Consider the following 22,552-nt stretch of genomic DNA (forward strand, 5'->3'; position numbering starts at 1 on the left):
GCTTAGCGCACAATAATGCCCAGCAGAATACCCACCGCGCCGAAATCGGAATCACTGAACGTGGTGTTTGCCAGCCCGATACTGCCCAACACTGGCAGCAGGAAAACAGGCATGAAAGTAATCAACAACCCGTTGGTAAAGGAGCCTAAAATTGCGCCGCGACGCCCGCCGGTAGCGTTACCGAAAACCCCAGCTGCCGCGCCGACAAAGAAGTGCGGCACCACGCCGGGAATGATCACTGTCATACCCAGCAGGTAGAGCAGCACCATTCCGATCACCCCTGCGGCAAAGCTGCTCAGGAAGCCAACCAGAACGGCATTCGGCGCATAAGGGAAGACGACGGGGCAATCCAATGCTGGTTTAGCGTTGGGGACGAGTTTGTCCGAAATGCCTTTAAACGCGGGCACGATTTCCGCAATTACCATACGCACGCCTTGCAGCACGATATACACGCCAGCGGCAAAGGTAATGGATTGGATCAGCGAAAACATGAACCAGTTTTTCCCACCTGCGTTCATCGTTTTCACCGCTTCGGGGCCAGCAAACAGGCAGGTGAAAATGAAAATGAAAAACATGGTAAAGGCGATGGCGACTGGCGTATCACGCAGAAACAGCAGGCTCTTCGGTACTTCCATGTCTTCTGTTGATTTCTCTTTATTACCAAACTTGCTACCAATAAACGCTGACAGCAGCTGTGATATCGCAGAGAAGTGACCAAAGGCAACGTCATCCGATCCCGTTACTTTCTTCATATACGGGTGAATAATAGCAGGGAACAGCACCATCGATACCCCAACCACCAGCGACCCAACGGTAATCAGCAACACCCCTTTCATGCCCGCCGTTGCCAGAATCACTGCAACCATCATCGACATAAACAGCGTGTGGTGACCCGTCAGGAAAATGTATTTCCACGGCGTAAAGCGTGCGATCGCGATATTAATGACCATCGCGAAGAACATGATCATCGCCATCTCGGTGCCGAAGTTTTTCTGGGCGACCGCGACAATCGCCTCATTGTTAGGCACTACACCCGCGATACCGAACGCATGGTGGAAAATCGCGGCGAAGTCGCCTAGCGATGAGACAATCAGGCTCGCGCCCGCGCCGAGGATCAGGAAACCCATTACGGTTTTCACCGTCCCTTTGATGCATTCCGTGGCAGGTTTTTTCTGGGCAATCAGACCGATAAGCGCAATCAAACCAACTAATATTGACGGTTCAGACAGCACATCACTCATTAAAAAACGGAAGAATTCCATTTTTGCTCCTCTCGCTTATAAGGCGCCAAGTTCTGTCAGGGCGACCGACAGGCGTTCTTTCATCGCCACTTTGTCGATCATGTTATTCAGGGACACGATTTTTCCCCCTACCGCCTGTGCGACAAGCTGATCGGCAATGTCTTTGGTTCCGACAAAAATGTCGCTGTCCGTTCCTTTCGCCGAACCTAAGTCCACGTGATCCACGTCTGCAGCCACACCGAGCTCTTTAATGATGTTTTTAATGCTGATTTCCATCATCAGGCTGGTACCCAGGCCGTTACCGCATACGACTGTAATTTTCATAATCTGTGTCCTCTGGTGGCGATTAATAACGAGAAATAACGGAAAGCACCTGTTCTATCTCTGTCGCGTTAATTAACGCGGCGACGTCATCAGGCGTGTCGAACAACTGAGCGAGCTGTGAAATAATATCGATATGGCTATTGCTGTCCGTGGCGGCCAGAACAATCAGTAAATGCACGGGGTCGTTACCGTCAGAATGGAAAGCCACGCCGTCACGAATCAGCGTCAGGCTGACGCTGAGTTTGTTCACGCCGTCTTCCGGGCGAGCATGCGGCATGGCAATTCCTGGGCCGACAACATAGTAAGGGCCGATGGCCTCATGAGAGCGGTAGATCGCCTCAATGTAGGTGGGCTCAATCGAGCCATTATTTAATAATGGCTTACAGGACAACGCGATAGCATGACGCCAGTCGTCGCAGGCAGGTAAGATTTGAACAACGTCTGGTGTTAGTAAAGTGTTAAGCATTAGAGTCACCTCTGTATCATTCTGAACGCAGGATAGTGTGCCAGTCTCGAAAATAATGTGATTAACATCTAAAAAGATAGCGCTAACTGATATGGCTATCATTAACTGTGACCGGCTTAGCACAAGCGGGGCTAAGACGTGTTCCCCGCGTTCAGACGGAGGCACACTGTGGGTGGCACGGCATGAGTGATGCAGTCACCGGAACGGTGTGGTGTCTTTAAGTAGCCTTAAGATAATGAATTAACAGGTTTTTATTGCGCCTGTGTGCTGAGAAAAATGACGAATGGAATGGAGAGGAAGTGAGCATGCGTAAGCGTCGTAGTACCGGTAAGGTTACGCTACAGGATGTCGCCGACTACGCGGGCGTAGGGACGATGACGGTGTCGCGCGTGATGCGTAAGCCCGATCTGGTCTCTGAGAAGTTACGCAGTAAAGTGGAGCTGGCCGCCAGAACATTAGGCTATGAGCCCAATCAAGAGGCTAGCCTGCTCACCGAGAGCGCTAACCGCGTGACGCTACAGGACATTGCGAACCATGCGGGGGTCGGCGCGATGACGGTGTCCCGTGCATTAAAGGAGCCGGGGCTAGTCTCTGATGCCACGCAGAAGAAAATCGACAATGCGATAAAAACACTGGGTTATGTACCTAATCGCGCGGCCGGTGCGTTGGCATCCGCCTATCAGCCGACGATTGCGGTGCTTTATCCTTTTCAGCAAGATCGCGCCAGCGTTCGTTTTGTTCAAGCGTTACAGCAGGCGGTTGGTAAGCATAACGTGTCGTTGATCATGGGCTGCCATGAATATCGTCAGCACACTGAAGCGGGAATGGTTGAAAAGCTCTTGCAGCAGCGGCCAGCGGCGCTGGTGTTATTCAGTGCGCAGCTTTCACAACGTACCCAAGATCTCATTCAGGCCAGTAACGTCATTACGGTGAACGTTTCCGGCGCTGCCGCGCTGAGTGCGAATATCAATATTGATATCGCCCTTGCCGATGCAGTTGAGCAGTTAACCCTTTCGCTGCTGGAAAAGGGATATCGTCACGTTGCTTATATCGGTGCACACACGGATAACCGACTGCAAAAACAGCAGTTGAACGGTTGGAATAAAGCCATGCTGGCGCATTATCACAATGCGGATTTGAAGATCACGATCCCAGAAGCACCTAGCCTACAGTTTGGCCGCTATGCCATGACGGAACTGCTACAAAATCAGCCGGAACTGGACGCCATCATCTGTAGCCATGAAGAAATTGCGCTAGGCGCGCTTTTTGAATGCCAGCGTCGTCTAATGAAAGTTCCTTACGATCTGGCGATTGCCTGTCTGGATGGTTCTGAGCAATGTGAACACTCGTTCCCAGCACTGACCGCGATGCGGCTTGATTATGAAAAACTGGGTGCGGAGGTTGGGCATCTGGTGTTAACCATGATGGATAGCGACGATCACACACCGGTACTGGAAACAGTAAAATTCATCTTTGAACCCCGCGGCAGTAGCTAGCAGGGGATAAAAAGTATCGGAAAGGCGCGTCACACTGCATGTTGCTGCATGGTCATTGATAAAACAATAACGAATTAGATAAGCCTCGGACATTAACAGCCAAAACATCAGTTTCGGCCGTTCATATATTGCGATGGTGACAGCCACTTTCATAGGGCATGCTTCAGAAAGCGCTGTCTTTCTTCATTATTGATTCTGGTTCCAGCGGTTAGCACGACTGAAAGAACCAAAATCATTAAAACGAACCCCCATATCCCTCATGATTTTGAGCGCCACAGGTGCAGATAACTGTCTGATATAAAATGGTTCATTCACGACGAAATGGTGTATCGCATGTGTGCTGCCAAAATTAAAGCAGAAGAAATTAATAGGGTAGAGCCACCAAGGGTTAAGAACCTGCGTTTCCTGAATCACATTGCCGCTTTCATTGTCGCCATGATAATGCAAATTTGACGAGATAAGATGCAGGCAGAATGACCACAGCATATTCGGCCCCACAATAATGACGACGGAAATATTAATAAAATTAACGACGCTCGCCGTCGTGTCAGACCAGGAAATAGGGGTTCCAGTTGCGATGAAATAAAATTTCATCGCGTGGAAAATTAAAAAAGAATACCAGATAACAGAATAGATCACCGCGAAAGGGAAAAAGGCTTTGATAGAGAAGGCAAGCAGCTTCTTTTTTTCCTGTGGAGTTTTGGCATTGTGCATCATCACTGCCGCGGAGACGACTAAGTCACCGAGCATTAAGATGCGCAAAATCCCCCACTTACGACCATTACCCAAAAACTTCTCTTCTACGTCATGTTCAGATCCTGATACCTGATGGTGCATTAAGTGCACATCACGTCTCATCCAAGGACTTGCGGTGCTAGGGCGCATTAACCAGACGACGGTCATCATGGCATGGTGGAGAAAACGATTTTTTCTGAAATATAAATTGTGAATGAGGTCGTGTTCAATTTCATGTGCAACGGAAATGCACAGCGTATTGACGACTAGGCACACCCACCAGGGAATATAACCATAAATATAGAATAAGGAACTGATCACCATCACGACTGTGATTGCAGTTAAGGCACTAAATCCTAATAGGTTCTGGTGATTTAGAATAGGGTGTTTATTTCGCAGTTCCTTACCATTCTCAATAATGACTTTTCTGATTTTTTTTGATTTTTCGCTATCATCTCTATTTATCAGGTTAGATATAGGTACATTCATAGTATATTTCTCCGGGATGCAGGTGAGATGTTAATTGACTATTTATGACATCGCGTAAAGATCTGAGGTAAACTCTTCTGTGTAATTAGGGTTAATTATTGGTGCGGTAATTAATTAAATTGGTGGAGTAAGTATCTTCATCAAGTAATTTATCTTTTCTATCGTAGGATTAATAACATTGAAAGATAGAGTGTCTGACATATATGGTGTAAAGCTATTGCTGAGATCTTGTAGCATTTCACTATCTAAAACTTCTGTTTTTTGGATGTTTAGAATAATAAGATCCAGTGCGTAGGCATAGGTAAGAGCCTGTGCTTCTGCATGAGTGAATCGGCGCTGATTGCAGGAACTAACAACTTTCTTTTCTATTTCTTGTGCGACATTTTCTGGTTTAATATCATGATTTTTAAATCTATTTAATCCAATGATATACTTGGCAATCTGATAAGACATGACGGAGTTATCACCAGCAAAGGTAATATTAGCCTCATAGTCAATCTGCATGGACATAATTTGGTTGTAGTGATGTAGACCTTGAGCTCCGCACATCGCTCGGCATTTGCGGAGGATTTCCAACCCTAATGAGGATCCTAAATATTTCCCGACGGCGACTAAAATCTGCAATTGCTTATGCGTGCTTTTATCCTCCCAATTTATTTTGAATTGCTCAATGATAATGTTATTCAAAGTGTGTAGAGAGAATGCCTTGAGTAACTCTGGGTATAATCGTTGACAAAATAATGGCTCCATAATTAAGGTTTGATATGTTGGCTTTAATGATGTGACTCGGTGCTCAGAAAATTTATAGGTAATATAAAGTGCGGCTGCTGCAGACAGGCTACCGCTGCTCAATGGAAAAATGCGCTCTTGTAAAAAGGTTTCAAACAGCAACACGAAGCGCAGGGATTTAGAGGTTTGGCTATGAAACACGCCATCGGACGTGATTTCAGAATGGCGCTGCATCATCGCTTCAGGCGGTAAACTGACCTGATTAAACCGCAGGCCGGAAATTTGATACCCTTCAACGCCGCCTTTGGGATCGCAAGAGATCGCGCTGATTCCAGGCAACAGACTTTCACCTTCTTTCTCCCTCAACGGAACCCGAAACCAGTGAATGCCCTCATCACGATTATTTACGATCAGTCTCGCCAGTACCATGCCGACCGTTGCAGAATAGAGCGCATTCCCGATCCAAAATTTAGCGGAATCTGGGGTTGGGGAATCAAGTATTAATCGGTGTTGTTTATGATCGTAAGTCACGGTTGTTTTTATATTACGCAAATTAGTACCACAGGCGATTTCTGTGCAGCAAAAAGCGTAAATACGATCTAAATTAACCACCTCATCACGATACTGTTTTAGCTGATGAGGACTGGATTGTGTAAATATCACATTGCCTGCGATAAGATGTGCCGAAAGAGATATACCTAATGACAAGTCTAACGTGCCGAATAGTGCTACGTTTTTACACAGCTCATCGAACTGGGCCTGATTCGCTTGCCCCAACCACATTTCGTTATTAATCAATCCCTCTTGAAAAATAACTCGCATCCTTTTTACGGTTAAATCCATATAATCACGTGATGTAATATGATGCCTTACTCTTGGGTCAAATAGCTTCATTTCTATTATTTTACTAATCTTATCATTATAAGCCATGCTCATCCCTCCGATTGGGTATTGGATTTAATATTAAGAAAATATAGGTGTTTCTTATTAATAGGCGGTTTTCAGTATAGTTACGAGTTTGTTTTATTCAAGTGTGAAAATATCTATCGCTGGCTATTAAGTAGCTAACATATTATCAATATCATTGTTTTATACTTTAATTAATTAGCTATTTCATAAGGATAGATAATTAAAGTTGTTTTTATTTTTACCTTATTCATACGATTTTTGTGTGGTCTGACATCTTTTATTCATGAGTAACGATGCACATATCTGGCTGCTGAAGGGGGAAATTTGGCGATGGAAATATCTGCTAGGAATGTCGATAAGAGGGAGTGATGAGGGAACTGGCGGAGCCTGAAAGACTCCGCGATGTAGATGTTGTTGCGATGAATAAGATAATAAATATTTATGATGGTGCGGATAAAAATGAACGTCTTTTACATGTTTGAATATAAATTCATAATAATACCGCCGCTAATAATGAGTGCCATTGAAAATACAGCGGGTAAATCAGGTTTTTGTTTATAGAGCAGCATTGAAATAAATGTTACGCCGACGATGCCAAAGCCGCACCATAACGAATAGGCAATCCCCACGGGTAGATAGCCCATCGCACGTGTTAACGAAAAATAGCAAAGACAGTAAGCGAGAATAACGATAATGGAAGGCGTACGTTTTTTAAATCCATCGGTTTTTTTTATCATCGATGTGCCAGTAATTTCCGAACCAATCGAAAGCGCCAACCATAAGAATCCGTTGAACATGATGAATATCCTTGTCTTTAATGAATAATTTTTGTCTCTAATGGCTGAACTTGGTCACTGCTGTCCAATTTTTCAGGTGGTTCATCCACGCCCATTTTAGAAAAGAGATTCATGATCGTTATGCCAGTAGCAATAACGATCATTCCAACGATTGCTGGGATATCAGGATGTTGACCATAAAAAATAATACTGAGCGTCGAAACCAATAAGATCCCCGTACCGGACCAGGTTGCATAGGCTAACCCCACAGGAAGATGTTTTACGGCTTTTGATAGTGAATAATAACAAACACAGTACAGCATAATAATAACGGCCAATAACGCGAATTTTGTCATCCCTTGGCTATTATCAAACATTTTTAACGTGGAGGTGGCAGACGTTTCTGACAGGATGACTAATAACATCCAAAGCCAGGATTGCTTTCTAAGTGACATATATTGCTCCTGATTTATGTTAAGAATGCGCTATCTGGTTTGCTCTTTAATGACGAACCAGACGAATATCGAAATCAAATTCGTTAAAGAACGTCTCCAAATGATTTAACTCTTCCTCGTTGTAACTGGGATCTTCTTTTATTGGGTAAATCATCCCCAGTCTTTCGTATTTTTTGCGGCCTAGTTGGTGGTAGGGCAGCACGTCGATGCGCCGTATGCTGCCGCGCTGTGCCAGCGCCTGAACATAGTGAATGGCGTCGGTAACTGCATCGTACGAATCGTTATAGCCGCGAACGAGTGGCATACGAATGACGATATCGACTCCCAGCCCAACCAGATGTTCCAGATTCCGCCGTATGTTTTCATTCCCGATGCCAAATAGCGCTTTGTGCTGCTGGGTATCAATGTGTTTGATATCAAAAAGGAATAAATCCGTCACGGCGGCTAACCTGCTGTAGTGGGATTTCAGGGTTGTGCCCTGCGTTTCGACAGCGGTGTGAATCATCATGCGCTTGCAGGCGGTGAGCAGATCGACAGCGAAGTCCGTTTGTAGGCTCATTTCTCCGCCGCTCAGCGTGACGCCGCCGCCAGAGGACATATAAAAAGGGTAATCCTGCATGATGATTTCCATCAGCTCCGTAACCGTCATCTCTTTTCCTATGACGTCCAGCGCGCCGGACAGACAAGCGGTTTCACACTTCCGGCAGCCAATGCAGTCCGCTGTGCGATCGAGATGATGGTGCCATTCGCTGCTGTCCGTTTGCATACGGTGAACGCCCGTCGGGCAAACCTCCACACATTTGCCGCAGTTGATGCATTTATCCTGAGAGAACATGATCTGATAGGCGTTGCTGATCCCCTCTGGGTTTGCGCACCAGGGGCAACGGATATTGCAGCCTTTCATAAAGATCAGCGTACGAACGCCGTCCCCATCGTAGATCGAATACTTCTGAATATTGAATATTCGACCTGTGATTTCTTTTGCTGATTCCATCTCACTCTCCACATGTCATCCCGCCTGCGGCAAGATAAACATCCTTGTTCAAGGTGTGCGCCTTACTCATATTCGTCTGCTGATGGTTCAGAATTTTTCAATCATGGTGCGGCTTATGATTTCATCCTGAACCTCTTTGCATAGCTCAACGAAGTACGCGCTGTAACCCGCCACGCGGACGATTAAATCACGGTATTTCTCCGGTTCTTGCTGGGCTTTTCTCAACACCTCATCGTCAACGTAGCTGAATTGCATCTGCCCATTACCCAGAATGGACGATGTTCTCAGCAGGGTGATAAGCCCGTTGCGACCTTCTGGCGTGTCCAGCATGCCTTTAAGGAATTTGAAGTTATGCACCATGCCTATATTCATGCTTTCCACATTCATTCTGCTGACCGATTTGATGCTTGCCGTCGGCCCTTTTTTGTCAGCCCCTTGGGTTGGGCTGATTCCATCGGAGAGCGGCGTCCACGCCAGACGCCCGTTTGCGCTGGCGGCGGTCAATGCGCCGATCGGCGTATTGTTGGAGATAGATAAGGTGCCGTGGCTAAAGGTGGAATAAAGCATTTTGTATTGGCGGCATTCGCGTTCTGTCCATTCGGTGATATCGCGCGCGAGCTGGTCAACGGCGTTGTCGTCATTACCGAATTTCGGCGCATTCAGGCAGTCTCTGTGCAGCATTTCATCGCCTGAGAAGTTAGCCAGTAGAGCATCACGCATCTGCTCCAGTGTGTACTTACGATCCTCATAAACGAGTTTCCGAATGGCCATCATGGAATCGACGTAGGTGGCTAATCCAGAGAATATGAGTCCAGGCCCATGATTGATTAATGCACCACCGGCAGCCACGTCCTGACCTTTTTCCATACAGCCTTCGACCAGCAAGGACATCAACGGCTTGGGGGCGACATCACGATGTACGCGCTGGCTGATCACGGTGCCAATCGCGGACAGGCGGATAATGTGCGCGATCTGCGTTTTCACAGCGCGATCAAACGCTTCAAAAGTCTCCAGCGTACTCAATTCGCCAGTGTCCAACCCCTGAACGCGATCGAACCGAATCATACGGCCACGGTTTAAGACAAACTCGATAGCGATCGGCCACTGGGTGTAGCCCGTGGAGGTCCACTGATAAATGCGGCCTGATTTTTGCGGTTCGACGCAGCCCATCAGGCAGTAGTCGCGCGCATCTTCAAAATCGAAGCCTTTGCGCAGCATCATCTTGATATGGGAATCATCGAAGTGACATGCCGGAAAACCCATGCCGGATTTGACCACATCGACAATTTTTTCCATGTACTCGTGCGGCGATTGATTATGAATCCGGCAGGCGAGTGAAGGCTGATACACTTTCACAAAACGCACCGCATCCATGATCAGGTAAGTCAGGTCGTTACAGGCATCGCCTCCGCTACGCTTCTGCCCGCCGATTGTCAGGTTGATAAACGGCTGATAGCCCGCGAAATATTTTGCACCGCTCTCACTGGACATCCACATCAGTTCCGCACATTTCAGAATGAACATCTGCATCATTTCCAGTGCCTGTTCGCGCGTCAGGCGGCCGGATTGCATGTCGGCTTCATACATTGGGTAGCAGTATTGGTCGACGCGTCCTAACGAGATTCCGGTTTGGTTTTCTTCAATTTCAAACAAAGACTCCAGCGTCCAAATACTTTGCAGGGCTTCCTGTAACGTTTTGGGAGGATTGGCAGGTACGTTCTCGTTTACGTCGGCAATCAGCAGAAGTTCGGCACGCCGTAAGGCATCGTTTTCCTGTGCCGCCTGTTCACGTGCCTGTGCTGCGATGCGGTTGGCATAGACCATGACGCCGTCGCAGGTTTCAATCGCCGCTTTATAGAAATAGATACGATCGATATGAGCTGGGTCTTCCATACCAAGTTCAGCAAGTTTTGCTTGCGCATCGGCTTTGATGCCCTTCATCCCTTTAGTAAAGAGCAGCACGTCGTAACCTGGGCAGGTATCGCCGCCGCCGTTGATTTGGTGATAAGAGAGATCGCTGACGAAGGTTTCTCCGCTGAATTCCCAGAGGCCAGCTTCACGATATTGTGCTTCGCACACTTCATCCAGCGAGCGACCTTGCCAAAACGGTACGATCTCATCACGGATGATTTTTTTATCTTCTTCTGAAATTTGGAACGGATCCTGAGGGCGCGTGCTCATGGTGTCCAGTTCGTCTCGTACCCAGCGCCAGGCAATATCGGGAGAGAATGCCCCCGCTCGCGGTTTACCGCAGGGATGCCCGACGATCAGTTCTTCATCCTGAATCAGGATCGGGGCAGTTTCACAGGCTCTACGAAAGGATTTTGCCCGTAACAGAATAGGCGGCAGGCCAGGATTGTGCTTCGCTACCTCGGTGAAGGCCAGTGCGCGATAAATAGAAATACTGGGGCGCGCTTCTAAATAACGGATGCGAAGACGTTGCATGCGTGGGGTAAGGGGCTCTTGCTCCACGACGCTGGAGGATTTTTTTACGCCACCCGACGTAGCCAGTTTTTCATTATTCAATATACTGTTATTAAACGGGAAATGATTTTTTTCTGGTGCTAATGCGTCACTATTCATACGAAAATCTCCTGCTGTTATTTATCTACTCCAATAAAGCGCGATAAGGGAAAATAAATGCGTCATATCTGAATGGTGGAATAGGCAGGAAAATACCGGCCTGAATATTGGAATCACTATTCATGGTGGTTATTTTTTATTTGTAAGTTGTTTGATTTTTATGTATTTATCTTTAATTATCATTATCTTAAATTTATATCTTTATCTCATTAGGCAATGGGTAATAAATCACTCTTAGTTAACGAATGTTTTTCTGATTTATTTTTTATTATTTTATACGCACAGGTCTATTGTAGGCTCTATTTAAATAATAGTGATTGATAATGGTGTTAATAAGTTGACTAGGATCAACTCATTCTATTTTATTAGTCGCTGGATGTTTTATTATTATTTTGTTAATTATTTCGATTGGATGTATTAATAATAAAGTGGAGTGATGTGTCGCATATATAATGCGAGTTACAGTGGGGCGTAAGAGAGGAGGGGGAATAATTCAGGCCAATCTCCGTTTAAGAATATTGGCCTGTAGTTATGAACTATGAACTATGAACTATGAACTATGGAAATCGTGATGAATTATAGCGATGCGCCACCGCACATCACCAGCTGCTGGCCGGTAATGGCTGCGGCAGAAGGGGAGAGCAGGTAACCTACCAGATCGGCCACTTCCTGTGGTTGGATGAAGCGCCCAATCGGTGGCAGCTTCGGAGGAGAGCTCTGGCGACCCGGCATCGTCAGCATCGGGGTTTCTGTTGCGCCCGGGGCGACGATATTTACCGTTATACCGCGCGGAGCCAGTTCCGCTGCCCAGCTTCTTGCCATGCCGATCATCGCGGATTTTGTCGTGACGTACTGGCTGCGTCCCGCTGAACCGCTGGACGTGCGGCTACCCAGCAGCACGATTCTGCCACCTTGCGGCAGCTTATCGACCAGACGGTCGGCAAGTACCTGCGCCGCGTTGATATGCAATCGCCACAGCGTTTCACCGTCCTCTAGCGAAAGCTGGCCGAGCGGGGCGGCTTTCATGATGCCCGCGGCATGGATGATGGCATCAACCTGCACAATTTCGTCCAGAATGGCCGTCAGCGCGGGCGTATCCATGATATCCACCGCGCGGTGGGTAAAGTGTGGATGTGAATGGTCACCCGGCTTGCGTGACAGGCCGGTTACCCGCCAGCCTTCCGCCAGTAATTTTTGTGTGATGGCGGCACCGATCCCTGAGCTGCTACCAGTAATCAGGGCGTGTTTAGGGGCTGTCGCTGACATGCAATGTCTCCTTAATACCCGTCATACTTCAAGCTGCATGTGCGTTGGCTTCTCTTACTCACCCCAGTCACTTACTTATGTAAGCTCCTGGGGATTCGCGCGGTTGCCGCCTTCCTGCAACTCGAATTATTTAGGGTATAACTGTTCTAATCACAACAACGTGACTGGGATTTTAAACACGGCTTTTTTGACTGGTGCAGGGCTGTCGTTAATGGCGCACAACGCCTGATGAGCTTCTCCTGGATAGAAGGTGACGAAGTCGCCTGCCCGCAGATGGATCTGATGTGGCACCTGTGGGTTATCCAGAATATAGAGATCTGGCTTACGTTCAGTCGCGGGCTGACCATGCACATCATTCAGACCGTAACCGATAATCTCCTCACCTTCCAGAATCAGTTGAATATCGAGATAGTTGCTGTGGAATTCGGTATGTCGTGTGGCGCGCGGCGCGGTATTTACAGTACCGATGTTATAAAACCATTCGGCACCTTCTGGCTGATAACGGCCTTCTGGCAACGCATTCAATTCAGCCAACGACATGCCCGGTGCAGACAGAATGGCCCACAGTGCATCGGGCAGCGTGGCGAGTTTGAGGGCGTTGAGGTTTCCTGCAATCATAATAGTGTCCTGAAGATAGCGAGAGAGACCCCCCTCGCTGACAAGGTGCATCGAGCGGTGATAATGGGTAGATCGTAAAGACGCTGCAAGTACGTCCCTGTAAGCTCGAGCCGCGCAGATAGGAATCTCATCCTTGAGATTCCCCCTTTCAGGGCCGTCGCAAGCGACGTTCAAAAACGTTCCTGACGTTTTTGTCCTTGGCGCGGACGCTTTACTCTTCTATCCCATTATCACCGTTTTCGTTTTGCAAATAGTTTTGCCAAGGGGCTGAGCTCGGTTTAGTTCGCCTTGACCCACTCTTCACTCACCACGACGTGCTTGATCGCCTGACGGAAGTAGGTGAATGCCACGTGCAGTTTACCGTCCGGCGCTTGCTTGACGCTGGGGTAAGAGAACTCGCGGTTCAGCTTCTCCGTTGAGTTATTGGTCATACAGTAACCGTCACCCACTTCGATATTGCGCTGCCACGGCCAGCTCTTACCACCGTCTTCCGAAATGGCGAGCGTCATCGGTGCGCGCGGTGCGCCCCAAAAAGCGCTACGACCACCGGCTTGCACTTCCGGCATTTTGGCACCGCTGGCTTTGTCTTCTTCATCCTCGATTTCATCGTACAGCGACAGGCGGCGATCGGTGGCATCGGCGGCGCTCATGTGGTTGAACACCAGTGCCAGATGGCCGTTTTTCAGCGTAGTCACCTGAATAGACGAGTTGTTGTTCGGCAAGTCGGTTGCTACCGGATCTGACCAGGTTTTACCGCCATCCGTTGAACGGCTTTGGTAGATGAAATCAGCCCAGCGGCTGCGGTACAGCGCCAATAGGGAGCCGTCCAGCAACGGGGTGATGTTCATGTGCACACAGCCTGTGCTGTTTGGCACCGGATATTCCTGCCAGGTTTTACCCTGATCGCTGGAGATTTTCACGGCGCTGTCATCATCGTTACCGACCCATTTCTCACCCGGCTGAACGCGGCAGTAGAACACGGGCAGCAGCCAGTCGCCGTTTTCCAGTACGGTGATGGGCTGGCGGATGAACGTGCCCGGCTGATCGAGCAGCGTGCCGATCTCGCCCCAAGTGATACCTAAATCGGTGGACTGGCGGTAGCGCACAATCGCCGTGTCTTGATTACCGGATTTCTGCGCGGTGTACAGCAGCCACAGCACGTTATCCGGCGCGAGGAACAGAACCGGGTTCTGCTCAGAGCGCGTGGCATCCTCAGACAGCTTAGCGGCTTTACTCCAGCTATCGCTGCCTTTCACAAGACGGGACATATAGATAGAGATATCCGCAATCCCTTCTTGTGTGCCACCGAACCAAACGCACAGCACATCGCCGTTCGGCAGGTGGAGCAGGTTGGCCGCATGATTCTGCGGACATTCCGATGGAATGTAGGCATCCAGACGCGCGGCATCGCCTTCTGCGTGATGAATCTTTCCGCTACGTTCCACAGTAATGGTTTCGCTACTCATGACTCAGGCTCCTGATTTATTTTCAGTTTGAGAAATTTTGATTTTGGTCGCTTTGTTCGGAATCATGCGGTCGATCAGCATGACGACAGCTGGGGTAACCAATGCGACATACATGTTATCGATGCCATATGGGTTGCCGAGAATATACCAAACAGAGGTAACTACGCAGGCTGATATCAGGCTGGCGTTTGCACCGCGTGCGCTGTTGAAAAACGGCAGATAGAACGCAATCACGGCAACCACGGAAATCGACAGACGAATGGCACGGGTGAAGAACGACAGCTTCAGAATTTCAGGAACGAACAGAACGAAAACGAGCGGCGCGAAACCTACGACAAGCGAGAGGATTCGGGTCATTTTCATTTCTTTTTCTGGCGTTGGTTTCCAGTAAGGAACGTAGAAATCTTTAATCAGCAGGGAAACGATAGCCAGTGCCACCATACTCACGCTGATGAAGATAGACGCGACCAGTGATGTCGTGACCAGACCGGCGAGCCATGGGTTCATGTCTTGCAGGAAGACCGGCATCGCGTACAGGCTGTTGATTTCAGGGTGGGCAAACTTCGCTGCGACACCGATGACCGCGATAGCAAGAGCAATCGGCATACAGAAGAAGAAGGCAACCCAAGTCGCGCGTTTCGCACTAGCGGCATCTTTGGTTGACGAAATGGCCTGAATCACGAACTGCGTACAGAAGATAGAACCGATAGTACCGATCAGCCAGGCGAAGATGGTGCTGGCTCCGAGTTTCCCATCCCACGTCCAGTAGTAATCCGGCATTTGTTCAATCATCGGTTTGAAGCCGCCGGTCATTTTTAACGCCACAAACAGAATGATCATCACCCCCACGTATTTCACGGCACTGTGGATCAACGTGATGTAGGCTGTCCCTTTCAGGCCACCGAAGTAGTAGTAGAAGGTACTGACGATAGCGGTGATCACGGCTGCGACAGGCAGGGAGACTTTCAACACGGTGGCGATGGCTGCCGCGCCGCTGACGTAGTTGCCCACGTTAACCAGCAACAGCGCATAGATCATGATGATCGAGATAATATTTTTGGTGCTGGTACCGTATTTCTCGGCAATCGCGCCGGAGATGGTAATTTTCCCGGTGTTATAAATCTTCTTCACCAGAATGATACCAAACAGCGGGAAACCAATGGCGGCGCCAATCACCGACCATGATGCAGCAAAGCCGTTCTCAAAGGCAGACTGCGCCGTACCGATGGTGGATTTGGCACCGATGAATTCCGTCATCAGCAGGATACCGACGATAAACGCCGGTAGCGCGCGTGAGCCTTCCATGAACTCGGTGTTCGATTTACTGCGGAGCTTGTAGGTTAACCATGAGGTGAATGCGATATAAAATACAATCATCCCAACGATTATGAGGGTATCAGTTAAGTTAAAATGGTTCATATCTTCTCGGCCTTAAGTGGAAATTGAAATTTCTCTGTTACTGCGAGAATTGACTAAGTATGTTGCGGATGTTGTCTTCATCCTGTGCGGAAAACTGGATCGGATAGCGGCTGACGCCGACATCTTCACCCATGATTGCCAGCGCTTTCTTCACCACAGCCGGTGAGAACGCGATGGCGTACAGTGTCTTACGCAATTCGGCAACCTGTTCTTGTGCCTGACGCGAGCCTTCAATGTCACCTGCATGGAAACGATGCCAAATCTGGCTGATCGGTTCCGGTGCCACGTTAGCCAGCCCGGAAATACAGGCGGAGCAGCCATCAACAAAGCCCTGGTGAATGAGCGAGTCTGGGCCATTCAGTACGTTAAAACCCTGCACACCTTTCACCGCTTGCACATAACCGCTCAGGCTTTCATAGCTGCCTGCGCTGTCTTTGATGCCGATGATGTTCGGGTGATCCGCCAGCGTGCGGACCGTTTCCGGCGCCAGCGTATTCCCCGTGCGTGCAGGAATGTTGTAGAGAAACACCGGCACAGTCAGCGCATCGGCGACGGCGGTGTAGTGGGCGATCAGCTCTTCCTGTTTTAGTGGAATGAAATACGGGGTGATGACAGAAACGGCATCGACACCCAGCGCGGCGATACGCTTGCCGAGCTTGATGGTTTCCCGCGTGGAGATTTCACCGATGTGGCCGACAACCGGCACTTTTCCGGCAACTTCATCAACGCAGGTTTCCGTGACGGCGACTTTCTCATCGGTGTGCAGAACGAAAAACTCACCGTTGGTGCCGTTACAGAAAATACCGTTGCCATAGCGCATCTGGCGCTGAACCTGAAGACGCATGGCTGCGGGGTTAAATTCGCCCTGGTTATCAAACGGCGTGACGATGGCGGTCAGGACGCCGGTAATGTTCTTACTCATTGTTCTTCCTCGTAACACGTAATCAAAAAGGTGAAAACTTAAAATCGTTCTATTCAACACCGCGCTGTTAAAACAGAGTCAGGTACACCTCACGCACATCGTCGGCACTGACCTGCGTCGGTACGTTTTTCATCAGGCGCTGAACCTGTAACGCGGCATCGACCAGATAGGGCAGGTGATCTTTTTCCACGCCAAGCTGCTGTAAGGTGTTGGGCAGATTGAGTCGTTTGACCAACTCGCTGAAATAGGTCACCAGCGCCTGCGCTTTTTCCGCGGTACTGAGCGTCAGATCGGCATCCGGCAGTAAGTCATACGCCTGAGCGAATTTGTCCTGTGCGGCGTCCTGCACGAAACGCATGCAAGGGGCGAGCAGGATGGCGTTCGCCACGCCGTGTGGAATGTGGTACTTGCCGCCGAGCGGGTAAGACATGGCGTGAACCAGATGTGTACCGGAGTGGGCAATGGCGGCACCGCCGTAATAGGACGCCCACAGCATATTCAGTTTGGCTTCCAGATTGCCTGGTTCGCGCACCGACGTTTCAAGGTTGGCAAACAGCTTCTTCAGGCCAATCAGCGCGTAGTTGTCGCTGACCGGGTTGGCAATCGTCGAGGTGAAACACTCGATCAGGTGGCAGAGTGCATCGATACCGGTTGAGGCCGCAATATGTGGCGGCATGCTGATGGTCAGTTCCGGCACCAGCGCAACATAGTCCGGCAGCATCACTGGCGTAATAATGCCGACTTTGGTCTCTTTTTCCGGGATCGCCAGAATCGCATTCGGCGTGGCTTCTGAGCCGGTTCCTGCGGTGGTCGGGATAAGCAGAGATGTCGTGCGGCGAGTCGGCTTTTCTCCTGCCAGCAGGTTATCCAGCGTGACGGTTTCATCGCCTGCGCACAGCACAGAAAGCAGTTTGGCAACATCCAATACGCTGCCGCCGCCCACGCCGATCACCAGATCGGTCTGGGTTTGGGTGAGCTGACTCAATATCTGGGCAACGTCGTGCTGGCTTGGCTCGGCAGGAACATTATCAACCAGCAGAACCTGCGGAACGGCTTGCTTAACTTGTGCGATCAGCGCCTGAACGTCAGGTAGTCCAACGATGTTTTTGTCGGTGACAAATAAAACGTGCTGTTTCCCTGTCAACAGGTGACTAATGTCCTGAAGTACCCGGTAACCGCTGAGGATAGTGCTATTGATATTCATGCTTATTACCTTGCCTTTTCTCTTCTTCGCCAGAGCGTTATCGCGATGATAATGGTTGCGATGGTGATTACTTTCAGTCAAATGGATCGGTTTTAGTCACTACTAAACGCCATTTGCCACATCGTGGTGATAATTTATAGGTGAAATTCCTTTTAAATAATTTGATATTGCTCACATATAATCAAATGTGATTCAATATAATCATCATCAGGTAATCATGAACCGGGGATGAGGTATGCCAAACGTGCAGCAATCAGCAGAACAGGTATTAGTGGTCGCTGATGACTTTACGGGTGCCAATGATGCAGGCGTCGGTCTGGCGCAGCATGGCGCGCGAGTTAGCGTTGTATTTGACGTTAATAAACTGCATGCGGATTTACTGGGCGATGCGGTGGTCATCAACACCGACAGCCGTGCGGCGCGTGATGACGTGGCGTCCCAACGCACCGCAGAAGCGGTAGCCGCCTGGCAGGCCGCGGGTGGACAAGGTTGGATTATTAAGAAGATTGACTCGACGCTGCGTGGGAATCTGGGAGCGGAAGTCGCTGCTGCGTTGTCGGCGGCAGCAGTACCTGTCGCGCTGATTGCCGCTGCGTCGCCGACGCTGGGGCGTGTTACCCGACAAGGTGAAGTTTGGGTTAATGGTCGTCTGCTTACTGATACGGAATTTGCCAGCGATCCAAAAACGCCGGTGACCTCGGCCTCTATCGCTGCCCGTCTGGCGGAGCAAACGGCTTTACCGGTAGCGGAGATACACCTTGATGAGGTGCGTCAGGCCAATTTAGCCCACCGTTTGCAGCAGTTGGCGGACGAGGGCGTACGCCTGATTATTCTTGATACCGACGTACAGGACGATCTGACACATATCGTTAATGCCGCCAGAACATTACCGTTTCGCCCCTTGCTGGTCGGCTCGGCTGGCCTGAGTGAAGCGCTGGCGACCGCGCAGGATTTTACGCGCAACACCGAAAAGCCACTGCTGGCTGTCGTCGGGTCGATGAGCGATATTGCTCAAAAACAGATTGCAGCCGCCAAACTGCGCAGTGATGTCGCGCTGGTTGAGATCGACATTAATGCGCTCTTTTCACCCGATTCATCCACCGTCATGGCGTCCCAGTGTCGGGAAGCGGTGAAGGCGCTGACGAACGGCCACCATTGCATCATTCGTACCTGTCACAACGAAAATCAGCGCTTCGAGATCGATGCGCGGTGCCAGCAGCTCGGCCTTAGCCGACAGCAGCTTGGCGAAACGATCAGCCACTATCTGGGGGAACTTACGCGCAGCATTGTTCAGGCGCTAGACAGCCTGACGGCGGACAGTGCTAACCGACATCTGCCGGGTGGGCTGTATTTATCCGGTGGTGACATTGCGATTGCCGTGGCAACGGCACTGGGCGCTACCGGCTTTCAGATTAAGGGGCAAATCGCATCCTGTGTGCCTTGGGGATACCTGCTGAACAGCGTTGTCGGCACGACCCCTGTGATGACTAAAGCGGGGGGTTTTGGCAACGAAACTACTTTGCTCGACGTTTTACGTTTTATTGAGGAGAAGGTCAGTGAGTAAAATTATTGCGGTAACGATGGGTGATCCGGCAGGGATTGGACCGGAAATTATTATCAAATCTCTGGCCGAAGGCGAGCTGTCCGGCGCATCTGCTGTGGTGGTGGGCTGCGTACAGACGATGCGACGTATTCTGGCGCTGAATGTGGCACCAGCTGTAGAGCTGAAAATCATTGATAAACCGGCTGACGCGGTATTCGCGCCAGGCGTAATCAACATGATTGATGAACCGCTGGAAGATCCGCAGGCGCTGAAGCCGGGTGTCGTTCAGGCTCAGGCGGGTGATTTGGCTTACCGCTGCATCAAGAAAGCGACCGCGCTGGCGATGGCGGGTGAAGTCCATGCGATTGCGACCGCACCGCTGAATAAAGAAGCGCTGCACTCGGCAGGCCATCTTTATCCGGGCCACACCGAACTGCTGGCTAAACTGACCAACAGCCGCGACTATGCGATGGTGCTGTATACCGATAAATTGAAGGTTATCCATGTTTCAACGCACATCGCGCTGCGTAAATTCCTGGATACGCTGAACCGCGATCGCGTGGAAACGGTGATCGAGATGGCGGATGTTTTCCTGAAACGCGTCGGTTTTACCCACCCACGTATCGCCGTTGCTGGGGTTAACCCGCATGCGGGCGAGAATGGCCTGTTTGGTGATGAAGAGATCAAGATCGTGTCGCCGTCGGTTGAAGCGATGAAGGCCAAAGGCATTGATGTTTATGGCCCGTGCCCGCCGGATACCGTCTATTTACAGGCGTATGAAGGCCAGTACGACATGGTGGTGGCGATGTATCACGATCAGGGTCACATCCCGCTCAAGCTGCTGGGCTTCTATGATGGTGTGAACATCACCGCTGGGCTGCCATTTATCCGCACGTCCGCTGACCACGGCACGGCGTTTGACATCGCCTGGACAGGTAAAGCGAAGTGCGAAAGCATGGCGATCTCTATCCAGCTCGCGATGCAACTGGCCTGATTGGCGGTGACGACTGCTGCTGTCAGCACGGTTTTGTAAGCGAATAAAACGCGATACAGTGCGCATTGCAGGATATCTTCCTTCCCGCGATTGGGAAGGTTTCTGGTATCCTGCAACCAAGAACTAACCGCTTGAGATAGCTTAACAACAGCAAGATGGATATCGCCGTGGATCCTACATTAACCGATGCTTTCCGCATGAGCGGGGATAGAGTAAAAGGGCAAAGCCGTCTTGATCAGATTATGGATTATCTAAAAAGCCATAATTTGGTGACGGTCGATGAGCTGGTGTCCGTGATCGACGCTTCCCCGGCGACGATCCGTCGTGATTTGATCAAACTGGACGAACAGGGTGTGATCAGCCGCAGTCACGGTGGCGTGACGCTCAATCGTTTTATTCCTTCCCAGCCGACCACGAATGAGAAATTACAGCGTAGCCTTCAGGAAAAGCAGGCGATAGCGCGCTATGCGGCGACGCTGGTTAAGCCAGGCAGTGCAGTGGTGCTGGATGCGGGAACGACCATGCTGGAGCTGGCGCGGAACCTGACGCACCTGCCGCTGCGTGTGATTACCGCCGATTTGCAAATTGCGCTGTTTTTGTCTGAGTTCAAGCAGATTGAAGTGACGATTATCGGTGGGCGTATTGATGACAGCAGCCAGTCCTGTATTGGCGAACATGGCCGCCGTCTGTTACGCAGCATTTATCCGGATATTGCCTTTATCAGCTGCAACTCGTGGAGTCTGGACAAAGGTGTCACCACGCCGACGGAAGAGAAAGCGGGTGTGAAGCAAGATCTCGGTGTAAATGCTAGCCGTCGGATATTGCTGGCTGACAGCAGTAAATATGGTGCGTATTCCCTGTTCTGCGTCACGCCGTTGTCGGAGCTGACGGATATTGTTACCGACAGTGCGTTAGCCCCTGAAGTGCAGGAACAACTGAAAGGCAAAACGTTCAATCTGACGCTCGTGTAAGCGAGGGTGCCATCCGTGGCATTTTCTTTCCTATATCCCCGAGTGCTGGCAAATGGTCATGCTCTTACTTCATGCTGGCGGCGAGAGTATCGACGTTGTGCTTAAACGCAACTGTATAGGTTGAGGCTGGGCCGGATGCGTCGGTTAGGGCTTCTGGATACAGTTCACCGCCGGGCTGTGCACCGCTGGCATTGGCGATTTGCTTCACCAGACGGCCATCGGTCTGGTTTTCAATGAAGTAGCTTTTCACCTTCTCTTGCTTGATTTGCTTAATCAGCGAGGCCACTTTTTTGCTGCTGGCTTCGGATTCGGTAGAGTAGCCCACTGGCGACAGGAACTTCACGCCGTAGGCCTGGCTGAAGTAGCCGAACGCGTCATGGCTGGTCAGCACTTTACGTTTTTCCGGTGGAATGTCGGCAAAGGTTTTCTTCGCGTAGCGATCCAGCTCCTGCAACTGGTTGATGTAGGCTTCACCCTGCTGACGATAGTAATCGGCATTCGCGGGATCCGCTTTTGCCAGCGCGTTGACGATGTTCTGCGCGTAGACCACACCGTTACTCATGCTGTTCCAGGCATGCGGATCGGTTTCAGTTTTGCCATCTTCCACCATCGAGCGTGTTTCAATGCCATTGGATGCGGTGATGACGTCGCCACGGTAGCCGGAGGCGGTAACCAAACGATCAAGCCAGCCTTCCAGACCCAGTCCATTAACGAAAACCAGATCGGCATGAGCCAGCGTTTTACTATCTTTTGGCGACGGTTCAAACTCATGCGGATCGCCATTCGGTTTAACCAAATCGGTCACGGTGACGCGGTCGCCGCCGATGTGGCTGACCATATCGCCAAGTACGGAAAAACTGGCAACAACATCAAGATTCTTTGCCATCGCCAGTGGGCTGAGCAGCAGGCTGGATAGAGCTATGGCTAACAGTGAACGTTTCATTCTTCCCTC

Annotated in this window: 20 protein-coding genes; 4 read left to right on the forward strand and 16 right to left on the reverse strand. The window is 50.0% G+C overall.

Going from position 1 to position 22,552, the window contains the following annotated elements; all coding sequences use genetic code 11:
• Positions 1–2: 2 nt before the first annotated feature.
• Genes DUT67_RS03625 through DUT67_RS03635 form a run of 3 tightly spaced genes read right to left on the reverse strand, consistent with a single transcriptional unit; the run spans position 3 to position 2,031 of the window.
• Positions 3–1,262, reverse strand: coding sequence for a PTS ascorbate transporter subunit IIC (locus DUT67_RS03625; RefSeq protein WP_048262265.1), 1,260 nt, complete (start codon positions 1,260–1,262; stop codon positions 3–5).
• Positions 1,263–1,277: 15 nt separating this feature from the next.
• Positions 1,278–1,565 carry a PTS sugar transporter subunit IIB gene (locus DUT67_RS03630; protein ID WP_113632759.1) on the reverse strand — a complete coding sequence of 96 codons (288 nt, stop codon included), beginning with the start codon at positions 1,563–1,565 and terminating at the stop codon, positions 1,278–1,280.
• A gap of 22 nt (positions 1,566–1,587) precedes the next feature.
• Positions 1,588–2,031: a PTS sugar transporter subunit IIA gene (locus DUT67_RS03635; RefSeq protein WP_113632760.1), complete on the reverse strand. Its 444-nt coding sequence runs from the start codon at positions 2,029–2,031 to the stop codon at positions 1,588–1,590.
• Between the two features lie 305 nt (positions 2,032–2,336).
• Here DUT67_RS03635 and DUT67_RS03640 point away from each other — a divergent pair, with 305 nt between their 5' ends.
• Positions 2,337–3,527, forward strand: coding sequence for a LacI family DNA-binding transcriptional regulator (locus DUT67_RS03640; RefSeq protein ID WP_113632761.1), 1,191 nt, complete (start codon positions 2,337–2,339; stop codon positions 3,525–3,527).
• A 186-nt stretch (positions 3,528–3,713) separates the two neighbouring features.
• Here DUT67_RS03640 and DUT67_RS03645 read toward each other — a convergent pair whose 3' ends face one another.
• The 12 genes from DUT67_RS03645 to DUT67_RS03700 all read right to left on the reverse strand — a co-directional run bounded on the left by DUT67_RS03645 (position 3,714) and on the right by DUT67_RS03700 (position 18,092).
• Complete coding sequence (locus DUT67_RS03645; protein ID WP_113632762.1) at positions 3,714–4,751, reverse strand: fatty acid desaturase; 1,038 nt, start codon at positions 4,749–4,751, stop codon at positions 3,714–3,716.
• A 114-nt stretch (positions 4,752–4,865) separates the two neighbouring features.
• A complete protein-coding gene (locus DUT67_RS03650) occupies positions 4,866–6,410 on the reverse strand; it encodes an acyl-CoA dehydrogenase family protein (protein ID WP_189339541.1) in 1,545 nt (514 codons plus the stop codon).
• 449 nt (positions 6,411–6,859) lie between these two features.
• Positions 6,860–7,186, reverse strand: a complete 327-nt coding sequence (locus DUT67_RS03655; RefSeq protein ID WP_113632764.1) for a multidrug efflux SMR transporter — start codon at positions 7,184–7,186, stop codon at positions 6,860–6,862.
• A 17-nt stretch (positions 7,187–7,203) separates the two neighbouring features.
• Positions 7,204–7,620, reverse strand: coding sequence for a multidrug efflux SMR transporter (locus DUT67_RS03660; RefSeq protein ID WP_113632765.1), 417 nt, complete (start codon positions 7,618–7,620; stop codon positions 7,204–7,206).
• Positions 7,621–7,666: 46 nt separating this feature from the next.
• On the reverse strand, positions 7,667–8,614 hold the full coding sequence (cutD, locus tag DUT67_RS03665) for a choline TMA-lyase-activating enzyme (protein WP_113632766.1): 948 nt from the start codon (positions 8,612–8,614) through the stop codon (positions 7,667–7,669).
• Positions 8,615–8,701: 87 nt separating this feature from the next.
• The gene (cutC, locus tag DUT67_RS03670) at positions 8,702–11,197 is read right to left on the reverse strand and encodes a choline trimethylamine-lyase (protein ID WP_113632767.1); all 2,496 of its coding nucleotides are present in this window, start codon (positions 11,195–11,197) and stop codon (positions 8,702–8,704) included.
• 576 nt (positions 11,198–11,773) lie between these two features.
• Positions 11,774–12,463 (reverse strand): SDR family NAD(P)-dependent oxidoreductase, encoded by a 690-nt coding sequence (locus tag DUT67_RS03675; RefSeq protein ID WP_113632768.1) that lies wholly within the window; start codon positions 12,461–12,463, stop codon positions 11,774–11,776.
• Positions 12,464–12,613: 150 nt separating this feature from the next.
• Complete coding sequence (locus DUT67_RS03680; protein ID WP_040032668.1) at positions 12,614–13,081, reverse strand: YhcH/YjgK/YiaL family protein; 468 nt, start codon at positions 13,079–13,081, stop codon at positions 12,614–12,616.
• 278 nt (positions 13,082–13,359) lie between these two features.
• Positions 13,360–14,547 (reverse strand): exo-alpha-sialidase, encoded by a 1,188-nt coding sequence (locus tag DUT67_RS03685; RefSeq protein ID WP_113632769.1) that lies wholly within the window; start codon positions 14,545–14,547, stop codon positions 13,360–13,362.
• 3 nt (positions 14,548–14,550) lie between these two features.
• Positions 14,551–15,966 (reverse strand): sodium:solute symporter family protein, encoded by a 1,416-nt coding sequence (locus DUT67_RS03690; RefSeq protein ID WP_113626790.1) that lies wholly within the window; start codon positions 15,964–15,966, stop codon positions 14,551–14,553.
• A gap of 37 nt (positions 15,967–16,003) precedes the next feature.
• Positions 16,004–16,888: a dihydrodipicolinate synthase family protein gene (locus tag DUT67_RS03695; protein ID WP_014916605.1), complete on the reverse strand. Its 885-nt coding sequence runs from the start codon at positions 16,886–16,888 to the stop codon at positions 16,004–16,006.
• A 67-nt stretch (positions 16,889–16,955) separates the two neighbouring features.
• On the reverse strand, positions 16,956–18,092 hold the full coding sequence (locus DUT67_RS03700) for an iron-containing alcohol dehydrogenase (RefSeq protein WP_113626789.1): 1,137 nt from the start codon (positions 18,090–18,092) through the stop codon (positions 16,956–16,958).
• Positions 18,093–18,327: 235 nt separating this feature from the next.
• Between DUT67_RS03700 and dtnK the strand changes: the two genes are divergently transcribed.
• The 3 genes from dtnK (at position 18,328) to DUT67_RS03715 (ending at position 21,600) form a co-directional block, all read left to right on the forward strand.
• Entirely contained in the window at positions 18,328–19,656 is a 1,329-nt protein-coding gene (gene dtnK / locus DUT67_RS03705; RefSeq protein ID WP_113632770.1) for a D-threonate kinase, read from the forward strand.
• Positions 19,649–20,629 (forward strand): D-threonate 4-phosphate dehydrogenase, encoded by a 981-nt coding sequence (locus tag DUT67_RS03710; protein WP_048262237.1) that lies wholly within the window; start codon positions 19,649–19,651, stop codon positions 20,627–20,629. Before dtnK ends, DUT67_RS03710 begins: the two co-directional genes overlap by 8 nt.
• 155 nt (positions 20,630–20,784) lie before the next feature.
• The gene (locus DUT67_RS03715) at positions 20,785–21,600 is read left to right on the forward strand and encodes a DeoR/GlpR family DNA-binding transcription regulator (RefSeq protein ID WP_113626787.1); all 816 of its coding nucleotides are present in this window, start codon (positions 20,785–20,787) and stop codon (positions 21,598–21,600) included.
• 64 nt (positions 21,601–21,664) lie between these two features.
• Here the strand turns inward: DUT67_RS03715 and DUT67_RS03720 are convergent, their stop codons facing one another.
• On the reverse strand, positions 21,665–22,543 hold the full coding sequence (locus tag DUT67_RS03720) for a metal ABC transporter substrate-binding protein (protein WP_048262232.1): 879 nt from the start codon (positions 22,541–22,543) through the stop codon (positions 21,665–21,667).
• Positions 22,544–22,552 lie beyond the last annotated feature (9 nt).

It is taken from the genome of Pectobacterium peruviense (assembly GCF_003312355.2).
GTDB lineage: Bacteria > Pseudomonadota > Gammaproteobacteria > Enterobacterales > Enterobacteriaceae > Pectobacterium > Pectobacterium peruviense.